Source organism: Prevotella heparinolytica (assembly GCF_004342845.1).
Classification (GTDB): domain Bacteria; phylum Bacteroidota; class Bacteroidia; order Bacteroidales; family Bacteroidaceae; genus Bacteroides; species Bacteroides heparinolyticus.
On record NZ_SLXB01000016.1, the window covers coordinates 34,586 to 55,020 of the forward strand.

The 20,435-nt window shown below is 42.9% G+C and carries 17 protein-coding genes; 10 read left to right on the forward strand and 7 right to left on the reverse strand.

The annotated features are described in order from the left end of the window. Window positions 1-70 precede the first annotated feature (70 nt). The 5 genes from coaBC to EV202_RS09025 all read left to right on the forward strand — a co-directional run bounded on the left by coaBC (window position 71) and on the right by EV202_RS09025 (window position 6,112). Complete coding sequence (coaBC, locus tag EV202_RS09005; protein WP_106070118.1) at window positions 71-1,303, forward strand: bifunctional phosphopantothenoylcysteine decarboxylase/phosphopantothenate--cysteine ligase CoaBC; 1,233 nt, start codon at window positions 71-73, stop codon at window positions 1,301-1,303. Between the two features lie 67 nt (window positions 1,304-1,370). Beyond that, complete coding sequence (recN, locus tag EV202_RS09010; RefSeq protein WP_106070119.1) at window positions 1,371-3,029, forward strand: DNA repair protein RecN; 1,659 nt, start codon at window positions 1,371-1,373, stop codon at window positions 3,027-3,029. 52 nt (window positions 3,030-3,081) lie between these two features. Continuing rightward, a complete protein-coding gene (rlmB, locus tag EV202_RS09015; protein ID WP_131926804.1) occupies window positions 3,082-3,819 on the forward strand; it encodes a 23S rRNA (guanosine(2251)-2'-O)-methyltransferase RlmB in 738 nt (245 codons plus the stop codon). A 3-nt stretch (window positions 3,820-3,822) separates the two neighbouring features. Then, a complete protein-coding gene (locus EV202_RS09020; protein WP_131926806.1) occupies window positions 3,823-5,526 on the forward strand; it encodes a serine protease in 1,704 nt (567 codons plus the stop codon). A 211-nt stretch (window positions 5,527-5,737) separates the two neighbouring features. Continuing rightward, window positions 5,738-6,112: a RidA family protein gene (locus EV202_RS09025; RefSeq protein WP_106070595.1), complete on the forward strand. Its 375-nt coding sequence runs from the start codon at window positions 5,738-5,740 to the stop codon at window positions 6,110-6,112. Here EV202_RS09025 and EV202_RS09030 read toward each other — a convergent pair. Then, window positions 6,080-7,333, reverse strand: coding sequence for a bifunctional folylpolyglutamate synthase/dihydrofolate synthase (locus EV202_RS09030; protein ID WP_131926808.1), 1,254 nt, complete (start codon window positions 7,331-7,333; stop codon window positions 6,080-6,082). The two genes, EV202_RS09025 and EV202_RS09030, sit on opposite strands and share 33 nt — an antisense overlap. Before the next feature lie 175 nt (window positions 7,334-7,508). On the opposite strand from EV202_RS09030, the gene EV202_RS09035 reads away from it, so the two are divergent. Beyond that, on the forward strand, window positions 7,509-8,834 hold the full coding sequence (locus EV202_RS09035) for a PhoH family protein (RefSeq protein ID WP_106070596.1): 1,326 nt from the start codon (window positions 7,509-7,511) through the stop codon (window positions 8,832-8,834). A gap of 436 nt (window positions 8,835-9,270) precedes the next feature. Next, window positions 9,271-11,178 carry a polysaccharide biosynthesis protein gene (locus EV202_RS09040; protein WP_131926810.1) on the forward strand — a complete coding sequence of 636 codons (1,908 nt, stop codon included), beginning with the start codon at window positions 9,271-9,273 and terminating at the stop codon, window positions 11,176-11,178. Window positions 11,179-11,292: 114 nt separating this feature from the next. Here EV202_RS09040 and EV202_RS09045 read toward each other — a convergent pair whose 3' ends face one another. The 3 genes from EV202_RS09045 to EV202_RS09055 are packed head-to-tail and all read right to left on the reverse strand — an operon-like array spanning window position 11,293 to window position 13,426. Beyond that, window positions 11,293-12,270 carry a dihydroorotate dehydrogenase-like protein gene (locus tag EV202_RS09045; RefSeq protein WP_131926812.1) on the reverse strand — a complete coding sequence of 326 codons (978 nt, stop codon included), beginning with the start codon at window positions 12,268-12,270 and terminating at the stop codon, window positions 11,293-11,295. 21 nt (window positions 12,271-12,291) lie between these two features. Then, window positions 12,292-12,960: a YggS family pyridoxal phosphate-dependent enzyme gene (locus tag EV202_RS09050; RefSeq protein ID WP_131926814.1), complete on the reverse strand. Its 669-nt coding sequence runs from the start codon at window positions 12,958-12,960 to the stop codon at window positions 12,292-12,294. 1 nt (window position 12,961) lies between these two features. Then, window positions 12,962-13,426, reverse strand: a complete 465-nt coding sequence (locus tag EV202_RS09055) for a DUF4494 domain-containing protein (protein WP_131926816.1) — start codon at window positions 13,424-13,426, stop codon at window positions 12,962-12,964. Window positions 13,427-13,886: 460 nt separating this feature from the next. Between EV202_RS09055 and tpx the strand changes: the two genes are divergently transcribed. After that, complete coding sequence (gene tpx, locus EV202_RS09060; RefSeq protein WP_106070127.1) at window positions 13,887-14,387, forward strand: thiol peroxidase; 501 nt, start codon at window positions 13,887-13,889, stop codon at window positions 14,385-14,387. 326 nt (window positions 14,388-14,713) lie between these two features. On the opposite strand, the gene EV202_RS09065 is transcribed toward tpx, so the two are convergent. The 3 genes from EV202_RS09065 to EV202_RS09075 are packed head-to-tail and all read right to left on the reverse strand — an operon-like array spanning window position 14,714 to window position 18,549. Further along, window positions 14,714-15,355, reverse strand: a complete 642-nt coding sequence (locus tag EV202_RS09065; protein WP_106070149.1) for a DedA family protein — start codon at window positions 15,353-15,355, stop codon at window positions 14,714-14,716. A gap of 28 nt (window positions 15,356-15,383) precedes the next feature. Then, complete coding sequence (locus tag EV202_RS09070) at window positions 15,384-16,805, reverse strand: tetratricopeptide repeat protein (RefSeq protein WP_131926818.1); 1,422 nt, start codon at window positions 16,803-16,805, stop codon at window positions 15,384-15,386. Window positions 16,806-16,809: 4 nt separating this feature from the next. Further along, the gene (locus EV202_RS09075; RefSeq protein ID WP_106070151.1) at window positions 16,810-18,549 is read right to left on the reverse strand and encodes a glutamine--tRNA ligase/YqeY domain fusion protein; all 1,740 of its coding nucleotides are present in this window, start codon (window positions 18,547-18,549) and stop codon (window positions 16,810-16,812) included. A gap of 237 nt (window positions 18,550-18,786) precedes the next feature. Here EV202_RS09075 and phoU point away from each other — a divergent pair, with 237 nt between their 5' ends. Together phoU and EV202_RS09085 are read left to right on the forward strand one after the other, a co-directional pair. Beyond that, on the forward strand, window positions 18,787-19,482 hold the full coding sequence (gene phoU / locus EV202_RS09080) for a phosphate signaling complex protein PhoU (protein ID WP_131926820.1): 696 nt from the start codon (window positions 18,787-18,789) through the stop codon (window positions 19,480-19,482). A gap of 343 nt (window positions 19,483-19,825) precedes the next feature. Beyond that, window positions 19,826-20,428 carry a riboflavin synthase gene (locus tag EV202_RS09085; RefSeq protein ID WP_106070153.1) on the forward strand — a complete coding sequence of 201 codons (603 nt, stop codon included), beginning with the start codon at window positions 19,826-19,828 and terminating at the stop codon, window positions 20,426-20,428. Window positions 20,429-20,435 lie beyond the last annotated feature (7 nt).

Sequence of the window (20,435 nt, forward strand, 5' to 3'; positions counted from 1 at the left end):
TCCGAAAAAATATAAGGAACCAAAGATAAAAGTTAAAAACGGACTTTTAGGGTTCGGAATATTCTGCGTTATGGCAAATATATTAAAAGGGAAAAAAATTGTTTTGGGCATTACAGGAAGCATTGCGGCTTATAAATCCTGTTTGCTTATTCGTGAATTGATTAAGCGCGGTGCAGAAGTACAAGTCGTTATTACACCGGCAGGCAAGGAATTTATCACTCCCATCACTTTATCTGCTTTGACCGGAAAACCGGTTATCAGTGAGTTTTTTGCTCAGCGTGACGGCACATGGAACAGTCATGTAGACTTGGGGCTGTGGGCAGATGCCCTTTTGATAGCCCCTGCGACAGCTTCCACAATCGGAAAGATGGCTAATGGAGTGGCAGATAATATGCTGATCACTACGTATCTTTCTGCAAAAGCTCCTGTGTTTGTTGCACCTGCCATGGATTTGGATATGTTTGCTCATCCTTCTACTCAGAAAAATCTGGATATCCTTCGTTCGTATGGTAATTACATCATAGAGCCGGGTACAGGAGAACTTGCCAGTCATTTGGTTGGTAAAGGGCGTATGGAGGAACCGGAAAATATTGTCAGGTATTTGGAAATGTATTTTGCAGCCAAAGAGGGTGAGTTGGTTGGAAAGACGATAATGATAACAGCAGGTCCAACTTATGAAAAGATAGATCCCGTGCGTTTTATCGGCAACTATTCATCCGGCAAGATGGGGTTTGCACTTGCCGATGAATGTGTAAGTCGTGGGGCCAAGGTTATATTGATTGCAGGGCCGGTTCAACAAACAACGTATTTTCCAATGGCTCAATATATCCAAGTGGAATCGGCTGGAAACATGTACGATGCAGCCGGCGCTTTCTGGGGTTCTGCAGATGCAGCTATATTGACTGCTGCGGTAGCCGATTATACTCCCGAACACGTGGCTGATGAGAAAATAAAGCGGGAAAAAACGGGTGAAATGATATTGGCTTTAAAACCCACTCAAGACATCGCTGCTTTCTTGGGTAAACAGAAGAATAAGGCAAATAATCGAAAACAGGTTTTAGTGGGGTTTGCTCTTGAAACGAATAATGAGTTGCTGAATGCAGAAGAAAAACTCAAACGGAAGAATCTGGATTTTATTGTCTTGAATTCGCTGAATGATAAAGGAGCGGGCTTCCGCCATGATACTAATAAGATTTCTATTATTGATGATAAAGGAAAGGCCGATTATCCATTGAAATCCAAAGCCGAGGTTGCTGTAGATATTGTGGATTATTTGGTTAAAGTGCTGAAACAAGCAGAGTGAATAAAGTGAGGTAACAATCTCCTTGTTCGTTGTCGGTTGTTTAATTAAAGAATCAATTATCAAGAAAATGTTACATTCGCTCTATATACAGAATTATGCACTTATCGAGCAACTTGATATAAATATCGATAGCGGTTTTTCCGTGATAACGGGTGAAACGGGTGCAGGTAAGTCTATTATTTTAGGTGCTATCGGGTTGCTGTTGGGACAACGTGCCGATGTGAAATCCATTCGTACGGGAGCTTCAAAATGTGTGATTGAAGCCCGTTTTGATATATCTGCCTATGGTATGCAACCTTTCTTTGAAGAGAATGAGCTGGAATATGAGGCAGAGTGTATTCTTCGTCGTGAGGTTTCTGTTTCGGGCAAAAGCCGGGGGTTTATCAATGACACGCCGGCTTCGTTGGTGCAGATGAAGGAATTGGGAGAACAGCTGATTGATGTACATTCTCAGCATCAGAATCTGTTGTTGAATAAGGAGGGGTTTCAACTCAATGTTCTTGATATTTTATCTCACAATGATGAGATACTGTGTGCTTATCAAGGCTTTTATCGTGAGTGGAAGCAGGTGCAGCAGGATTTGGCCGAACTTGTTGCACAAGCGCAACGTGATAGAGCTGATGAGGATTACATCCGTTTTCAGTTTGAGCAGCTGGAAGAGGCTCGATTGGTAGCGGGTGAGCAGGAAGAACTGGAGCAGGAAGCTGAAACGCTGAACCATGCAGAAGACATTAAAGCGGGGTTATATAGAGTGGGACAAATGTTACATTCGGATGAAGGCGGTTTACTTTCAGGGTTGAAAGAGTGCTTGAATACGATGCATGGTTTGCAGAGTGTCTATCCGGTTGCCGGTGAACTTGTCGAACGTTTGGATAGTACTTACATTGAACTGAAAGATATCGCGCAGGAAGTCGCCGGAAAGGAAGAACAAATAGAATTTAATCCTGCACGTTTGGATGAAGTAAACGAGCGTCTGAATCTGATTTATACACTTCAACAAAAACATCAAGTATCTACTGTCGATGAACTTCTGCATTTGACAGATGAATATGCAGCCAGGCTTTCGGCTATAACTTCTTCGGATGAACAGATAGAAGAGTTGAAGGAACACTGTGAAGCTTTATATCATAAAGTGCAAAAACAGGCAGCTCTTCTTACGGAGACCCGTATGGCGGCTGCCCGTGAGGTTGAGAAACAAATGGCTGCACGGCTGATTCCGTTAGGAATGCCCAATGTGCGTTTCCGTGTGGAGATGGGAGAGCGTAAGGAACCGGGGATGCATGGAGCCGATACTGTGAATTTCTTGTTTTCGGCTAATAAAAATGGAACTTTGCAAAGTATCTCTTCTGTAGCTTCCGGTGGTGAAATTGCGCGTGTCATGTTGTCGGTCAAAGCAATGATTGCAGGTGCTGTTAAGCTACCTACCATTGTGTTTGATGAAATAGACACCGGAGTTTCCGGTGAGATAGCTGACCGCATGGCGGATATTATGCAAGAGATGGGTGAACAGAACCGTCAGGTTATCAGTATTACTCATTTGCCGCAGATTGCTGCCCGGGGAAGCGCTCACTACAAAGTCTATAAGCAAGACAATGAAACAGAAACGAATAGTCACATTCGCCGTCTGACCGATGAAGAAAGAATAGAGGAACTGGCTCACATGTTGAGTGGAGCAACCTTGACAGAAGCTGCTTTGAATAATGCTAAGGCATTGCTGAAGAGGTGATAAGTGTACGATAAATAAAAAATAGATTCTTAATAAATATTTGAACGAATAGATGGTTGAGCAAAGTGAAATGATTTTTGGCGTCCGTACCGTAATAGAGGCCATTCAGGCAGGAAAAGATATTGATAAGATATTGGTGAAAAAAGACATTCAGAGCGATTTGTCAAAAGAATTGTTCGCTGTCTTGAAGGGTACATTGATACCTGTACAGCGTGTTCCGGTTGAGCGGATTAATCGCATAACTCGTAAAAATCATCAGGGAGTGGTTGCCTTTATTTCATCAGTGACGTATCAGAAAACGGAACATCTGGTACCGTTCCTTTTCGAACAAGGAAAGAATCCGCTGTTTGTGATGCTTGATGGAATTACGGATGTTCGTAACTTTGGAGCCATAGCCCGTACGTGCGAGTGCGCAGCAGTGGATGCGGTGATTATTCCTGCAAAGAATAGTGTGTCGGTCAATGCGGATGCCATGAAAACTTCGGCAGGAGCATTGCACACGTTGCCTGTTTGCCGTGAGCAGAGTTTGAAAGAAACACTTCAGTTTCTCAAAGAGAGTGGCTTCCGGATTGTGGCAGCCACTGAGAAAGGAGATTATGAATATACCAAAGCTGATTATACCGGTCCGATGTGCATCATTATGGGGGCTGAAGACCGGGGGGTCTCTTATGACAATCTGGCATTGTGTGACGAATGGGTGAAAATACCTATGCTGGGAACTATCGAATCCTTGAATGTTTCTGTTGCTGCCGGTATTTTGATTTATGAAGCTGTAAAACAAAGGTACTAAGATATGAAAAAGAAATTGCTGTTGATATGCACGCTCTGTGTGTTGGCCCAATGGAGTGTGGCACAAGCTCCGAAGTGGATAGATAAAGCCAAGCGTGCTGTTTTTTCTGTGGTTACTTATGATCGTAATGATAAGATACTGAACACTGGCAACGGTTTTTTTGTCACAGAAGAGGGAGTTGCCTTGTCGGATTATACCTTGTTTAAAGGAGCCGAGCGTGCAGTTGTGATGACCTCTGATGGGGTACAGATGTCTGTTGAGGCTATTATGGGAGCCAATGATATGTATGATGTGGTGAGATTTCGGGTTGCTACTTCCGGAAAGAAAGTTCCTGCCTTGACTTTAGCTTCTGTTGCTTCAGCGGTGGGAACCGATGTATATCTGTTACCGTACTCCACTCAAAAGAATCGTTCTTATACTGCCGGAAAAATAAAAGAAACGACCAAAATAGCCGATAAGTATTCTTATTATACGCTTGATATGCATTTGAAGGAGAAGATGGTGAGTTGTCCGGTGATGACGGCGGACGGACAAGTGTTCGGATTGGTTCAGCAATCTGTTGGACAAGATACTGCTGGTATTTGTTATGCCATTGATGCCCAATTTGCGATGGCGCAGAATATTTCGCCGTTTTCCTATGGAGATATGGCTTTGAAGAATATCGGAATCAAGAAAGCACTACCTGATACGGAAGAGCAAGCCTTAGTTTTTCTTTATATGGCTTCTTCACAGCTTTCTCCGGAAAAGTATATGGAGACTCTGGATAATTTTATCGCACAATATCCTAATAGTGCAGATGGTTATCTTCGCCGCGCTTCTCAGCAAATGTTCATGTCAAATGACAATGTTTCCATGGATAAGGTTTCCGATGACATGGATAAAGCATTGAAGGTTGCCGTGAAGAAAGACGATGTTTTCTTTAACCGTGCTAAAATAATATATAGTTATGTATTGGGAAAACCGGAAAAGGTATATAAATCCTGGTCATATGATACTGCTTTGGAAGAGATAAAGAAAGCGATGGAAATAGAGAACTTGCCTGTTTATCAGCAATTGGAGGGAGACATTTTATTTGCCAAACAGGATTATCCGGCGGCATTTGTCTGCTACGATAAAGTGAACCATAGTAACATGGCATCGCCGGCCACTTTCTTTAGTGCAGCAAAGACCAAGGAACTGATGCAGGCACCTGTTGAAGAAGTGCTGGCTTTGATGGATAGTTGTGTTATGCGTCTTTCCCAACCATATACGGAAGAAGTAGCTCCTTATCTGTTGGAACGTGCACAAGTCCGTATGAATGCCGGTGAAGCGCGTAATGCAGTATTGGATTATGATGCATATTATAAAGCTGTGAAAGGTAATGTCAATGATATGTTTTATTATTATCGTGAACAGGCTGCCTTGAAAGCCAAACAATATCAGCGTGCACTGGATGATATGACAAAGGCCATTGAACTGAACCCGAATGAATTGACTTATCGTGCAGAGCTGGCGGTAGTAAATATCCGTGTCGGACGTTATGAAGAAGCATTGGAAGTGCTGAAAGCTGCTTTGGCCAAAGATTCCAAATATGCAGAAGCATATCGTCTGATGGGGATCGCACAAATTCAGTTAAAGAAGAATAAGGAAGCTTGTGACAGCTTTAGCAAAGCAAAGGAGTTGGGAGACGTTAATGTGGACGCATTGATAGAAAAGCATTGCAAATAAGAATGAATAAAGGCTCTGTTTTCGCAAGCAAAGCCTTTATTGGGAAAATTCCCGTGTTAAAGAAGTTAAGTCTGGCTCATAAAAGGTATGAGTGAAATTGCTTTTATATAGTAAATACATGAGGATTCGAAGTACTGCTTATGTTTTGAACCTTTTTTAAAGTATGAGCAATATATGTACTATTATTAACCATATAAAACCATTGGAAATGATGAAAAAAACAATTTGCAGCCCCAAAGCGCCGGGTGCTATAGGTCCATATAGTCAGGCTGTTGAGGCTAACGGGATGGTGTTTGTTTCCGGTCAATTACCCATTGATGCAGCTACCGGAGTAATGGCGGAAGGGGCAGAAGCACAAGCCCGCCAATCCTTGGAAAACATGAAGCATATTCTGGAAGAGGCAGGTTTGGATATGAGCAACATTGTAAAAACCACTGTCTTTCTGGCAGACATGTCTTTATTTGCCGATATGAATAAGGTTTATGCCACTTATTTTGACGGAGCTTTTCCCGCACGCTCAGCCGTTGCCGTAAAGGCATTGCCCAAGGACGCTTTAGTGGAGATTGAGTGCATCGCGGTTCGCTAATAAGTCGGCCACAATAAAACTACTGCCTCCTACGAAGATAAAGTCTTCCGGGAGGCTTTTTTCTTGTGCAGCTCGTACGGCCGAAGGTACATCTGGATAGCAGTTGCCTTTGAGCCCGGCACTTTCCGCAAGTTTTTGTAAATCATTTGCCGGCAAGGCACGTTTTACGCTGGCTTGGGTAAAATAGTAAATTGCATCTTCGGGCAGCAATGCCAGCACGCCTTGTATATCTTTATCATTCACCATGCCGATGATAATATGCAGATTGTGAAAAGCCTGTTGTTTAAGTTGCTCTACTATATAGGTGATTCCACCCACATTGTGTCCTGTATCGCAGATTAGGATAGGGTGGTTTTGCAACTTTTGCCAACGCCCCATCAAGCCGGTCAGCTCAGTTACGTGGGCAAAACCTCTGCGAACAGATTGTTCATCCAGTCGATAACCGGCTTCTTTCAGGAGTGGAAGGGCTGTGAGAATAGTACGGGAGTTTTTTTTCTGATAGAGTCCCTTTAGTTCATATTCTATACCGGGATAATCCTCACGTCCATTTTCTTCTGCAAAATAGATGGGAGCATTTACTTCTCCGGCTCTCTTTTGAAATACGGCTTTAGTTTCCGGGGTTGTTTCGCCGATCATTACGGGGATGTCGCTTTTAATGATTCCTGCCTTTTCTCTTGCAATTTGGGGCAATGTATTCCCTAAGAATTGAGTGTGGTCAAGACTGATATTAGTGATGATACATAAATCCGGATGGATTATGTTGGTGCAGTCCAAGCGTCCTCCCAGTCCCACTTCTATCACAGCTACATCTATTTCCACATCGGCAAAGTACCGGAAAGCCATAGCGGTGGTTAATTCAAAAAAGGACGGATGCAGCGGTTCAAAAAAGCAACGTTCCTCTTCCACAAAACGGATGACATACTCTTCCGGTATGGGTTGTCCATTGACGCGGATACGTTCGCGAAAATCCACCAAATGGGGCGAGGTATATAGCCCCACGCTATAGCCCGCTTCTTGCAGTATGGCTGCAATGGTATGCGAGCAAGAGCCTTTACCGTTGGTACCTGCCACATGAATGGTGCGAAACTTGCGATGTGGGTGGCCGAAGTGCTCATCCAGTGCCAAAGTGTTTTCCAATCCTTCTTTATAGGCCGAACCTCCTACTTGTTGAAACATGGGAGTGCTGTTATATAAATAGGTTAAAGTGTCCTGATAATCCATCTTTTGTAATATTTAACGAGAAAGAAATCTTTTTCTCTGTATTAAATTGTTATCTTTAAGGACAACAAAGATAACGTAAACCGTAGGTTATACAAAAGAAGCACGCTTGTTTTTTATTGCCTGAATATGGTTTTGCTTTATCCTGAAAAACATTAATAATTAAAATTTAATGAGTATGGGAGCCAAGAAAAATTTTGTGATTGATACGAATGTTATTCTTCACGATTATAATTGTCTGAAAAATTTCCAAGAAAACGACATTTATCTCCCCATCGTGGTCCTTGAAGAGTTGGATAAATTTAAGAAAGGCAATGAGCAGATCAATTTCAATGCCCGTGAATTTGTCCGCGAACTCGATTTGATAACCGATGACAATCTTTTCACTCGCGGTGCTCCGTTGGGCGAAGGCTTGGGTCGGCTGTTTGTTGTGACGGGTACGATAAATTCTTCCCGAGTGCATGATTCCTTTCCCGAGCGCATTCCCGACCATCAGATTCTGTCAGTGACAGACTGGCTGACCGAGAAATATCCGAAGATGAAATCCATTTTGGTCACGAAAGATGTGAATCTACGGATGAAAGCCCGTTCTATTGGTCTGCTGTGTGAAGATTATATCAACGATAAAGTGGTGAACCTTGACATCTTTGAAAAATCGAATGAAGTATTTGAGGGAGTTGACCCCACTTTGATAGACCGTATTTATTCTTCGAAGGAAGGATTGGATATCAGTGAATTCGACTTTAAGGATATTGTTCATCCCAATGATTGCTTTGTATTGAAAAGTGACCGAAACAGCGTGCTTGCTCGTTATAATCCTTTTACTCACTCCGTCTGCCGGGTAAACAAAACCAAAAATTACGGTATTGAGCCTCGTAATGCCGAACAGAGCTTTGCCTTTGAAGTGCTGAACGACCCGGATGTAAAGCTTATAGCCCTGACCGGTAAGGCCGGAACCGGCAAAACATTATTGGCACTGGCTGCTGCTTTGGGAAAACTGACAGATTATAAGCAAATCCTTTTGGCTCGTCCCATTGTGGCATTGTCTAATAAAGATCTCGGCTATCTTCCCGGAGATGCAAATGAGAAAGTTGCCCCTTATATGCAGCCTCTATTTGATAATCTGAATGTGATAAAGCATCAATTTTCGGCTAACTCCAGCGAAGTGAAACGCCTGGAAGACATGCAAAAAAGCGAACAATTGGTAATTGAAGCTTTGGCTTTTATTCGCGGACGCAGTTTGAGCGAGACTTATTGCATTATTGATGAGGCTCAGAATTTGACGCCGCATGAAATAAAAACGATAATTACCCGTGCCGGTGAAGGAACAAAGATGGTGTTCACGGGTGATATTCAGCAGATAGACCAACCGTATCTGGATAGCCAATCCAATGGGCTGGTTTATATGATAGACCGCATGAAAGATCAAAATCTTTTTGCACATGTCAATCTGGTGAAAGGAGAGCGTAGTCCGTTGAGTGAATTGGCAAGCAATCTGATGTGATGTTGTTATGAAAGAACGTTTCTACCCGTCTTCCGGTCGTAAAAGACAAGGAGACGGGTTTCTTTTGTAATTCATTATAATTCTGCTTCTTATGATAGTGCGCATGTAAGCCCGCATGTTAGTGAACGTAATCCCACACTTTAGCAGACCTATGCCCACACTTTAGCGAATGCAAGCCCACACTTCAGAGCACGTATGCCCACACTTCAGAAGAGATATGCCCACACTTCAGGAGGCATAAGCCTACACCTTGGCGGTGGCAATTAAAGCGGAAGCATGCAACATGGAATCTTCTCTTCGTGTTTTATTTATAATATCATCCTTGAAAGAGTGTGAGAAAAATCAATTCTTTATAACATTTTTTTATTGTTTCTTTGCTTTTCTTGGATGAAATAGTGTATATTTGCGAATCCTAAAACAAAAACTATTAAACGCAATGAAACTGAAATTTATTCAGCGGTATCTCTCTGCAAAGGTATTACCGATATGGACTATTCTATTGATTGATGTATTTATCATCATCATATCAAGTATTTTGGCTTATATTCTGAGGTATGATCTCAGAAGTGTTTTCTTGGAATCTTCAAACATTGACAAAGTTATTTTGGGAGCAGTAATCGTCAACCTTATATTTTTCCGCGTATTCCGTACTTACTCCAATGTGTTGCGCTTTTCTTCTTTCGTCGATATAATGCGCATCTTTGTCTCCTTGACAGTTTCCTATGCAATCTTGATGGCTATAAATGTGCTGGGAGATAGCTTTTTCAACACCAAGCTGGTCCCTTTCAGTATAATATTCATCTCCTATATCATCAGTTTTGCAATGATGGCCTCTTCGCGTGTGATAGTCAAGACTATTTTTGACACGTTGAATTTTGACGGCAGGCACAGTGCCAATGTGTTCATCTACGGTGCAAAAGAAGCAGGTGTGAACATAGCCAAGTCATTGCGTGTCAATCTTCGGAACCATTATCGCTTACGTGGATTCATTGCCGATAAACCCGAACTTATAAATAAGGTTATGATGGGGGTTAAGGTATATCCTAATGACGATACGTTGATCGACAACTTACTCGACCGCAATGTGCAGGTGGTTATCATCTCTCCGGCAAAAATGGAGGAACTGCAAAAGTCTGATATGGCCGACAACATCCTTGCGCACAATATTAAACTTATGACGGCTCCTCCTTTGAGCGATTGGAGTGGGCAGGTCCTGAACCGCACCCAATTAAAGGAAATACAGATTGAAGACTTGTTACAGCGCAATCCCATTGAGATAGATATCCACAAGGTAGCATCACAGCTTGAAGGTAAGCGGGTATTGATTACCGGTGCGGCTGGTTCCATAGGCAGTGAGATCATGCGTCAGGTGGCCTCATTCAATCCTTATAAATTGATTCTCGTGGATCAGGCAGAGACTCCGTTGCATAATATCCGTTTGGAACTACAAGACCGTTGGCGCGACATTGATGCCGAAACGATCATAGCCGATATCTCCAATGTTACCCGGATGGAAGCTATTTTTAAGGAATACAAGCCTCAGTATATTTTCCATGCTGCTGCTTACAAGCATGTGCCTATGATGGAGGACAATGTTTCCGAGTCCATCCAGATAAACGTATATGGTACTCGTACATTGGCCGACCTTGCCGTTAAGTATGGTACTGAGAAATTCGTCATGATTTCTACAGATAAAGCAGTGAATCCTACGAACGTCATGGGATGTTCCAAGCGTATCTGTGAGATTTACGTGCAGTCTTTGGCTAAAAAACTTCAGAAAGAGGGGAGGGAGAATGCCACACAGTTCATCACCACGCGTTTCGGCAATGTGCTGGGATCTAACGGTTCTGTTATTCCACGTTTCCGCGACCAGATTCAGCGTGGAGGTCCGGTGACGGTTACGCATCCTGAAATTATCCGCTACTTTATGACCATTCCCGAAGCCTGCCGTTTGGTGCTTGAGGCAGGAAGTATGGGTAGTGGCGGTGAGATTTATATCTTCGACATGGGCAAGCCGGTGAAGATAGTCGACCTTGCCAAGCGTATGATTAGCCTTTCAGGCCGCACGGATGTGAAGATTGAGTTCACCGGTCTTCGTCATGGAGAGAAACTCTATGAAGAGCTGCTCAATGTGAAGGAGCTGACGAAACCCACTTATCACGAGAAGATTATGATTGCCACCGTGCGCGAGTATGATTACGAGGAGGTGAAAGAACGTATCCAGAAACTGATTGATGTGAGCTATACTTATGATCAGATGAAGATTGTGTCAGCCATGAAAGATATCGTTCCTGAATTTGTGAGCAAGAATTCTTGCTTCGAAGTGTTGGATAAGAGACTTTGATCAAGTGCGGCGTGTTTGCCGTAGAAGGAGTCGCAGAAAATACGAGTGAGGTTGTTTCAAAGCGCTTTTATGCTTTTGATACAACCTCACTCTCTCTTATGCTCCTTGCCGATTTTATTGATGCGATGAGAAGTATTTCAGGAATTGGGTTCTCTCAAAGACATTGACTCCTTTTTGTTCTTTGATGTTCAGCATACCCTTAAATTGATTGATATTGTTCATACCTTTGCGATGCATCCAAGAGTCAAGGAAATGAGTATATTCTGAAATGACGGAAATGGAGTTTTGATAAAGCACGCTGCAAACTTCCACAGCCGACGCTCCTGCCAGAATGGCTTTGACTACTCCTGCAGGAGAATGAATACCGCCTGATACAGCATAGTCCAGATTGTTTACAATGGCCGAAGCAATGCCGACCCAACGTAGAGAGTTGGACAAGTTGGCTTCATTGCTGAATATGTTGCCGGGTACCTGAGACATCTTCTCGATATTGATGTCCGGCTGGTAGAAGCGATTGAACATTACTACTGCGGCAGCTCCGTTGGCATATAGCTGGTTGATGAGGGCTATCGGGTTGGTAAGGTTATCACCCAATTTCATGATAACAGGAATCTTTACCGTTTGCTTGATATGGCTTAAGATATCTATATGACGCTGCTCAAAAGAACCGTATGCATATTGGACGTCAGTCTGCAAGGCTAGAATATTGATCTCCAGTGCATCTGCGCCGGCTTCTTCTATTTTAGTGGCAAAATCAACCCAGTCGGCATTCTGATAACAGTTGATGCTGGCTATTATAGGTATGTTGCAAACTTTTTTGCTCTCTTTTATCAGGTTCAGATATTCTCCCAATTTATGTTCTCGAATATACCCCACGAGGTAGTCGCTTCCTTCGGGATACATATTGGGGTCTCCCTGCCAGTCGGCCTCCATCATGATTTGTTCCTCAAAAATAGATTTAAGTACAATGGCACCTGCACCTGCTTCAAAAAGTTTTTGGTTCTTTGCGGCACTGTCTGTTAATCCTGAACTGCTGACAATGATGGGATTCTTAAGTTTTAACCCTGCAAAAGTTGTTTCTAATGTTGCCATGATAATAGTATTTTTTAGTTGTCAATAATTTCTGTCTCCAAAGATCTTGCTTCCTACACGTATCAGTGTACTTCCGGTTGCAATGGCTTCACGATAGTCGTGAGACATTCCCATGGACAGTTCCTTGAAAGCTTCCGACTCTGAAAACCACTTGTCTTTTACTTCCCGGAAGAAATTTCTTAAAGAACAAAACTCCGTTTTGATTTGTTCGGCATTGTCCGTGTTCGTAGCCATACCCATCAACCCGCATATCCTGATGTTCTGAAACAGCTTCCATTCTCCCGAAGCCAGCATCTCCCGGCATTCGTCAAAGCTGAATCCGAATTTGGTTTCTTCGCGTGCAATATGTAGTTGGAGCAGGCAGTTCACGGTTCTGCCTACTTTACCTGCCTGTTTATCGACTTCAGCCAGAAGTTTGTAGGAATCAATTCCATGAATCAGTGCCACATAGGGAACAATATATTTTATCTTATTCGTTTGCAGATGCCCTATGAAGTGCCACTCGATGTCTTTAGGAAGACTTTCATGTTTGGCTGTCATTTCCTGTACCTTGCTTTCTCCGAACACGCGTTGCCCGGCGCGATATGCTTCTTCTATCGCCTTGTTGGGGTGAAACTTGGAAACAGCTACCAATCGTACTCCTTCGGGCAGTTCGTTCAGCACTTGTTTTAAATTCTCTGTTATATTCATATCAGACTTCCGGTTTGTCGTTGGGCTCTGCGCTATACGGATATACATCCATGATGGCGGTTTCGGCTACAGAGGCGATTTGGTAATCAGCCATTGTGCCTTTCATGCCTTCGTCCAGTTTCTTCACGGCATCGCGCAGGTCGGCAGCTTGTACCAGTACTTGGGTTGACGTTTTCTTTTCCGCGCCGCTTTTTTCATCCAATGTGATAAAGACCAATTTGCACTTGAACCAACGGTCGGCCGCCTCTTCCTCACACGGAAACAGTTCGCTGTAGTTGGCGCGTTTAATGTCTGATACGGTAAATTCACCCGATATGAAAGGTGTCATTTCTTCGATGATACGTGCTTCTGCTTCTGTAAAACTGAGGGCGTCTACGAGATATGGTTCGGTTACTTTCTTGTTCATTCCATTTTCCATTGTTTTTTCGTAGCGTATTTTACACTCAAACCATGTATGCATTGCCATAATTATTTGTTTTTAGTTTAGTGGTTTATGAATTCTTTTATTCTATGTAACCCTATGCCGGGCAAAGGTTGTACAAAGATAGAGAAAAACTGATAGAATCTACTCAAAGCGGGGATTTTCCTTGATGTAAAAAACGATAGGTATATAAATAAAAAAAGGAGTACCGCTGTACTCCAACCTTTGTTAACCTTAAATCTAATACTATGAAAAACACAATGCAAATATACGGCTTTTTTCGATATCTGCAAGTCTAAGAGGTTATAGAATCGCTTTTTATAACTCTTATTGTGATTTTGCGCTCGTATTACACTCTTTTTAAGATTTCAGGCATGGTTTGCTTCTTTTGTATGTCGTTGGAAAAAGAATAAAGTGGCTTGAGATTGAAAATAAGATCTGCTTCTTATGAACTTTTTGACATTAGCTTTTGTTCTATTACCATATAAATTGATGTAATATAACTATGGCTACAACAACATTTAAAGGACAACCGGTAAAGATTTACGGTGAGTTTATACAGGTAGGCGCAGCAGCTCCTGATTTTGAATTAGTAAAAACAGATCTATCTTCTTTTTCTTTGAAAGAGTTGAACGGAAAGAATGTAGTATTGAATATATTCCCGAGTCTGGATACGAGCGTATGTGCCACTTCGGTGCGTAAGTTCAATCAACTAGCGGCTGATTTGGCTGACACTGTTGTATTGGCAATATCTAAGGATTTGCCTTTTGCTCATACCCGGTTCTGTTCTACAGAAGGAATAGAGAATGTAATACCTTTGTCGGATTTCCGTTTTTCTGATTTTGATGAAAACTACGGAGTGCGTATGGCAGATGGTCCTCTTGCGGGATTATTGGCACGTGCGGTGGTCATCATTGGCAAGAATGGTAAGGTGGTTTATACGGAATTAGTTCCGGAAATTACTCAAGAACCGGATTATGATAAAGCTATTGCTGCTTTGAAGTAATTATTCGCATTTGGATATGCGTTAATAAAAACGGTGGGCAGGAAGAAAAAACTGCTCACCGTTTTTTTTGTTCAGTCCGAAAGGCCTGTTGACTGCTTCTACCCCTTTCCTATTTATACTTTGAGGGCTGTAAATTTACGCTTGTACAAGTGAGTGCTTACACTTGTACAAGCGTAGGCTTGCGGTAGTACAAGTGAAAGCTTACGGTTGTACAAGTAACGCCTCACACTTGTACAACCGTAAAGTGTTGAATTTCTTATGGTTAAGAAAGGATATTCACCCATGGGGTTTTCGGGCAGTTTTCAGTTCTTCCGGTCGATGCATCTTTATTTCTTCTTCATCCCTTTGTAAATAAGGAAACCTACGACCAATACGGCAACGGCTATGATAACATATCCTATCTCATGGCTGTATTCTGTTGCCATTACATAAACATCATTCGTTGTCTTTATTTCCGTAAAACGGTAGATGAGATAACCTATCAGGGCCAGAATTACATTCCATATTCCGGCTCCCAATGTAGTGTAAAGGAGGAATGAACTTAATTTCATGCCGGCCAGCCCTGCCGGAATGCTGATGAGCTGGCGCACTGCCGGGATGAGGCGCCCGAAGAAGGTGGAGACGGCACCATGTTTCTTGAAGTATTCTTCTGCATGGCGCACCTTATCTTCATCGATGAGGCACATGTGCCCGAAACGGCTGTTGGCAAATTTATACACGATAGGGCGTCCCAGCCAACGTGCCAGATGGTAGTTTATCAATGCTCCTATATCGGCTCCGATTGTTGCGAAAACAACGACAAGGACAATATTCATACTTTCGTCTGCCATGGATTTCCATGCGGCGGGTGGAACAATGACTTCGGACGGGAATGGAATAAAAGAACTTTCGATAGCCATAAACAACGTGACTACCCAATAGTTCAGATTCTCCAATACCCATTTGATGAGTTCTGCTGATGATTCCATATCTTTTTAGTTCGGTGGTTATTAAATGTCATTGCAAGCCGTCGAAGATGTCTTTGATTATTTGAATCAATTCATTTTGGTCATCATCTTGCAACATTTGCTTTAGTTTTTCCACTTTTTCCCACTCAAGAGGGTGTTTGCACAAACTATTGTACTTCGTAAAGTTTTCCTTGTCCTTCAGTAACATGTAAAGGCCGGCCAGCTTTTCGTTGATATCCTCAAAATCAGGACTCATCTGCTTGACCTGTTCAAAAGCTTTCTTGGCATAGTTCAATTGATTTATTTCCATGCAGTACAAACCAATCTCGTACCATGTCTCTGCATATGGGGCATATTCTACGGCTCTGTCCCATTTTTCCTCTCCTTTTTCATATTCTCCTTCCTCCATATAGATACGACCCTCAATCAAGTATGAGTTGATATCTTCCGGATTCAGTTCATAGGCTGTCCGGCAATATTGATGAGCCTTTGGCGTTTCTCCCATTTTATGTAAGCAGAATGCTGCATGGGCATAGAGTGAGGAGCTTGTTATGGGTATGCTGCTATAATCGGTGTTTTCCTTAATGGCTTTTTCCAAAAAAACATATCCTTCTTCCCATTTCCCTTTAGCCACTTTGTTCATGCCGATGAGCGTGTTGATAAAGCTGGAAGAGAGCGCTCCGAACTTTTCTGCCTGCAGATAATTCTCCATAGCCGTTTCTTCATTTCCCAATTGAAAGAAGGAGTGCCCTTTTATCGTATAGGCATCGGCACATTCCTCGTCGGCGACGAGGGCGTAGTCACAGGCTTCAATCGTTTTGTCGAGCACCTGTTGCTCGAAATAGCAACGAGCCAATCCTATCCAATAAGGTGCCGAATAAGGATTTATATCTATCAGCTGATTGAAATAATCACCGGCTTTCTCAATTTCTCCCATGCTGAAGTAACAGTCGCCGGCGGCTGCAAGATATATTTCTCTGTCGGCATGTTGCTTGCGTCCGCGTTCCAGCCACGGCAATGCCTTTTCCGGAAATCCCATGTCGATGTATGCATAGCACACGTCGATAATGTTGATTACATCGTCTTGGCCTGCCATATGATTGAGGAGCTCGTCGGCTTCCTCTACTTTTCCTTCTTCCAACAAGAAGTTGGCTTTCAGAATCGTTACTTCGGAAGAGTCCTCCGTAATGCTTTCGAGCACTTCTTGCGCTTCCTTTTTCTTTTGGGTGTCCAAAAATAAATAAGAAAGTTCTACCAGCAAGGTTGTGTTGCCGGGGTGCAGTCTGAGTCCGTACTCAACGAGCTCAATCGCCGTTGCGTATCTATGGCGTACGGCATACCAGTTAGAAAGATCTGCGATGTCGTCGGCATCCAGATACAAGGGTTTGTTGTCAGTTTTGAAAGCCTCGTATTCTGCAGCGAACTTTCGCAGTTCTTTTTCTCTGTCAGATAACCAATTTATCTTACTCATGATTCTATTTGTTGATTTTACCCCATGTGTCTTTCAGACCTACGGTACGGTTAAACACCATTTTCTCGCCGGTGGAGTCTTTGTCAACGTTGAAATAGCCGATACGTTGGAATTGCAGATAAGAGAGCGGGGGCATGCCGGCAGCGTATTTCTCGATGTAGCAGCATGGCAGCGTGTGCAGAGAATCCGGGTTGATTATTTCCTTCATGGCTGTCAGCGCATCACAATTCTTTCCCTCGCGGATGGCGGCAAGTTCGTCTCTCGGATTCTCTACTTTCCAGAGACGGTCGTAAAGGCGTACTTCTGCTTGGAGGCAATGGTCGCAACTTAACCAATGAATGGTACCTTTTACCTTACGATTAGCTCCGGGCAGGCCGCTTTTACTCTCCGGATCGTATTCACAATATATTTCTACGATTTCGCCGGCATCATTCTTCTTGCAACCGGTGCATTTCACAATATAGGCGCTTTTCAAACGTACTTCTTGTCCCGGTGTCATGCGGAAATATTTCTTAGGGGCGTCTTCCATGAAATCATCGCGTTCTATCCAGAGTTCACGACTGAATTCTATAAAGTGACTTCCCTCTTCAGGATGTTCGGGATTGTTGACGGCTTCCATCTCTTCCACTTGTCCTTCCGGATAATTTGTTATGATGAGCTTCACGGGGTTCAATACCGCCGAGATACGGGTGGCACGGTCGTTTAAGTCTTCGCGTACGGCACTTTCCAGAAGGGCAAACTCATTCAGCGCATCATACGTGGTATAGCCGATTTTATCAATGAACTTGTGTATGGATTCCGGAGAATAACCCCGACGGCGGAAACCGCAGATGGTCGGCATGCGAGGATCGTCCCAACCGTTGACAAGGTTCTCCTTGACCAAAGTCAGCAGGTTGCGCTTGCTCATCAGCGTGTAGCTCAGGTTCAGCTTGTTGAATTCATATTGGCGAGGACGGTTATCGTTCAGGTCCTTTCCTTCTTTTACCCAGTCCACAAAGAGGTCATAAAGCGGACGGTGGGGCACAAACTCCAAAGTACACAGCGAGTGTGTCACACCTTCAAAGAAGTCACTTTGTCCGTGTGCGAAGTCATACATCGGATAAGCCTTCCATGTGGTGCCCGTACGATGATGCGGATGTTTCACTACGCGGTAGATAATGGGGTCGCGGAAGTGCATGTTGGAACTGGCCATATCTATCTTGGCCCGAAGCACCATGGCTCCTTCTTCAACCTCTCCGCTATTCATTTTCTGGAACAATGTGAGAGACTCTTCAATGGGGCGGTTGCGATACGGGCTTTCCACGCCGGGTTGTGTGGGAGTGCCCTTTTGCGCAGCTATCTGTTCAGAAGTTTGCTCGTCGATATATGCTTTGCCCTCTTTGATGAGACGGACGGCAAAGTCCCAAAGCTGTTGAAAATAGTCAGAAGCATAATATTCGTTTCCCCAATGATAGCCTAACCATTGGATATCTTCCTTTATGGCTTCTACGTATTCCACATCTTCTTTGGTGGGGTTGGTGTCATCGAAACGCAGGTTGCAAATGCCGTTATGAGCGGCAGCAATGCCAAAATCGAGACAGATGGCCTTGGCATGTCCGATATGAAGGTAACCGTTCGGTTCCGGCGGAAAACGTGTTTGTACTTTACTGCCGTTCTTGCCCTCTCTTAAATCGTTCTCTACTATTTGTTCTATGAAGTTCAAGCTCTTCTTTTCGCTTGTCTCTTCGTTTTTTACTTCTGCCATAATGCTTACTGTTTTCGTATCTCGGCGCAAAGATAGTGCAAATCTTTTTTATTATACTGCTATTTCGACAGAATATATCCGCTATTTTGATGACTTATGACGGGCTGATATGATATTGGCAGAAATAGGGTATTGTAATACATTTATAATATATTTGAAACATTTCTTTCAAACATTAGACATACAGCTTTAATAACTGTTTCGTTTTTTTGCATACAAAAAATCAATAGAAATATTATGATGAAATTTATTGAATCGGAGCTCGTCTTATTGAAAAAGGAAATAGACGAAATGTGGACTTTGGTGTATAATCAGCTTGAACGCGCCGGTGATGCCGTACTTACGTTGGACCGGAAATTGGCGCAACAGGTGTTGGTGCGCGAACGCCGTGTCAATGCCTTTGAACTGAAGATAGACAGTGATGTGGAAGATGTTATAGCGCTTTACAACCCTGTGGCTGTCGATTTGCGTTTTGTGCTTGCTATGCTCAAGATCAATACGAATCTGGAGCGTTTGGGCGATTTTGCCGAAGGAGTTGCACGTTTTGCCATCAATTGCAATGAACCGGCGCTGGATGCTGATTTGATAAAGCAGTTGCGCCTCGAAGAGATGATCTCGCAGGTGCTTGCCATGCTCGAACAGGCTAAGCAGGCGCTTCAGGAAGAGAGTCAGGAACTGGCTACTGCGGTGTTTGCCAAAGATCAGCTGTTGGATGAAATTAATGCAGATGCCACTACTGTTCTTGCCGATTACATCAATCGTTGTCCGGAAAGCACCCTCTTTTGCCTGAATCTGATAAGCGTTTTCCGCAAACTGGAACGTGCAGGCGATCATATTACCAATATTGCAGAGGGAATTGTGTTCTTTATTGATGCCAAAGTGTTAAAACATAGTGGTAAAACGGACGAGAACTACTCGGAGGACAAGAAATAGACCATATTTTAGGATAATTTCAGGGTTTCATCAAAAATAGTCTTATATTTGCCCCCTGAAGACGCCTGCAAATGTAGAAAAGTACTTTGAAATGATAATTATACTAAACCGTTTTCCGAAAAGATGTTATAAGACATGTTTTTTAATTTGGTTGGTATCATGAAAAGCGTCTATATTTGCACCGTTATCCTGAAAACAATCTTTTTACCTTAAAAAAAACTAATACCTATTGAAAACTGAAAAAGGAGGCTTTGTGAAAAGCTTCCTTTTTTTATGTCTAATATGAAGCTCTTTTTTTATCTTTGCAGAGACTATAAGAAATAACTAAAAGAATAATAAGACAATGTTTTCCGGAATTGTAGAAGAATGTGCCGTGTTGGTGGGCGTGGTCAAAGACCAAGAGAATGTGCATTTCACGTTTAAGTGTTCATTTGTAAATGAACTGAAAATAGATCAGAGTGTTTCTCACAACGGTGTTTGCCTTACAGTAGTCAGCCTGACGGATGATACATATACCGTAACGGCGATGAAAGAAACACTGGAGCGTTCCAATCTTGGTCTGCTGGAGATAGGAGACGAAGTGAATGTGGAGCGTAGCATGATGATGAACGGACGTTTGGACGGACATATCGTTCAGGGGCATGTAGACCAGACTGCCACATGTGTCGACATAAAGGATGCGGAGGGGAGCTATTATTTCACTTTCAAGTATGCTTTTGACAAAGAAATGGCAAAACGGGGATACATCACGGTGGATAAAGGCTCGGTAACGGTCAATGGAGTTAGTCTGACCGTATGCAACCCTACCGAAGATACTTTCCAAGTGGCTATTATTCCTTATACTTTTGAAAATACCAATTTCCATGCTTTCCGGATTGGCAGTGTGGTGAATCTTGAGTTTGATATCATCGGTAAGTATATCAGCCGCATGATACAATATAAGTGATTTCTTT

What these genes read in the sequence shown, in the direction of transcription:
- EV202_RS09075 (WP_106070151.1), bottom strand. Translation starts at nt 18,549, where the DNA reads ATGGCAGAAGTAAAAAACGAAGAGACAAGCGAAAAGAAGAGCTTGAAC.
- EV202_RS09085 (WP_106070153.1), top strand. Translation starts at nt 19,826, where the DNA reads ATGTTTTCCGGAATTGTAGAAGAATGTGCCGTGTTGGTGGGCGTGGTC.
- EV202_RS09035 (WP_106070596.1), top strand. Translation starts at nt 7,509, where the DNA reads ATGGGAGCCAAGAAAAATTTTGTGATTGATACGAATGTTATTCTTCAC.
- EV202_RS09070 (WP_131926818.1), bottom strand. Translation starts at nt 16,805, where the DNA reads ATGAGTAAGATAAATTGGTTATCTGACAGAGAAAAAGAACTGCGAAAG.
- EV202_RS09025 (WP_106070595.1), top strand. Translation starts at nt 5,738, where the DNA reads ATGAAAAAAACAATTTGCAGCCCCAAAGCGCCGGGTGCTATAGGTCCA.
- coaBC (WP_106070118.1), top strand. Translation starts at nt 71, where the DNA reads ATGGCAAATATATTAAAAGGGAAAAAAATTGTTTTGGGCATTACAGGA.
- phoU (WP_131926820.1), top strand. Translation starts at nt 18,787, where the DNA reads ATGATGAAATTTATTGAATCGGAGCTCGTCTTATTGAAAAAGGAAATA.
- EV202_RS09045 (WP_131926812.1), bottom strand. Translation starts at nt 12,270, where the DNA reads ATGGCAACATTAGAAACAACTTTTGCAGGGTTAAAACTTAAGAATCCC.
- EV202_RS09020 (WP_131926806.1), top strand. Translation starts at nt 3,823, where the DNA reads ATGAAAAAGAAATTGCTGTTGATATGCACGCTCTGTGTGTTGGCCCAA.
- EV202_RS09065 (WP_106070149.1), bottom strand. Translation starts at nt 15,355, where the DNA reads ATGGAATCATCAGCAGAACTCATCAAATGGGTATTGGAGAATCTGAAC.
- EV202_RS09030 (WP_131926808.1), bottom strand. Translation starts at nt 7,333, where the DNA reads ATGGATTATCAGGACACTTTAACCTATTTATATAACAGCACTCCCATG.
- EV202_RS09055 (WP_131926816.1), bottom strand. Translation starts at nt 13,426, where the DNA reads ATGGCAATGCATACATGGTTTGAGTGTAAAATACGCTACGAAAAAACA.
- rlmB (WP_131926804.1), top strand. Translation starts at nt 3,082, where the DNA reads ATGGTTGAGCAAAGTGAAATGATTTTTGGCGTCCGTACCGTAATAGAG.
- tpx (WP_106070127.1), top strand. Translation starts at nt 13,887, where the DNA reads ATGGCTACAACAACATTTAAAGGACAACCGGTAAAGATTTACGGTGAG.
- EV202_RS09040 (WP_131926810.1), top strand. Translation starts at nt 9,271, where the DNA reads ATGAAACTGAAATTTATTCAGCGGTATCTCTCTGCAAAGGTATTACCG.
- EV202_RS09050 (WP_131926814.1), bottom strand. Translation starts at nt 12,960, where the DNA reads ATGAATATAACAGAGAATTTAAAACAAGTGCTGAACGAACTGCCCGAA.
- recN (WP_106070119.1), top strand. Translation starts at nt 1,371, where the DNA reads ATGTTACATTCGCTCTATATACAGAATTATGCACTTATCGAGCAACTT.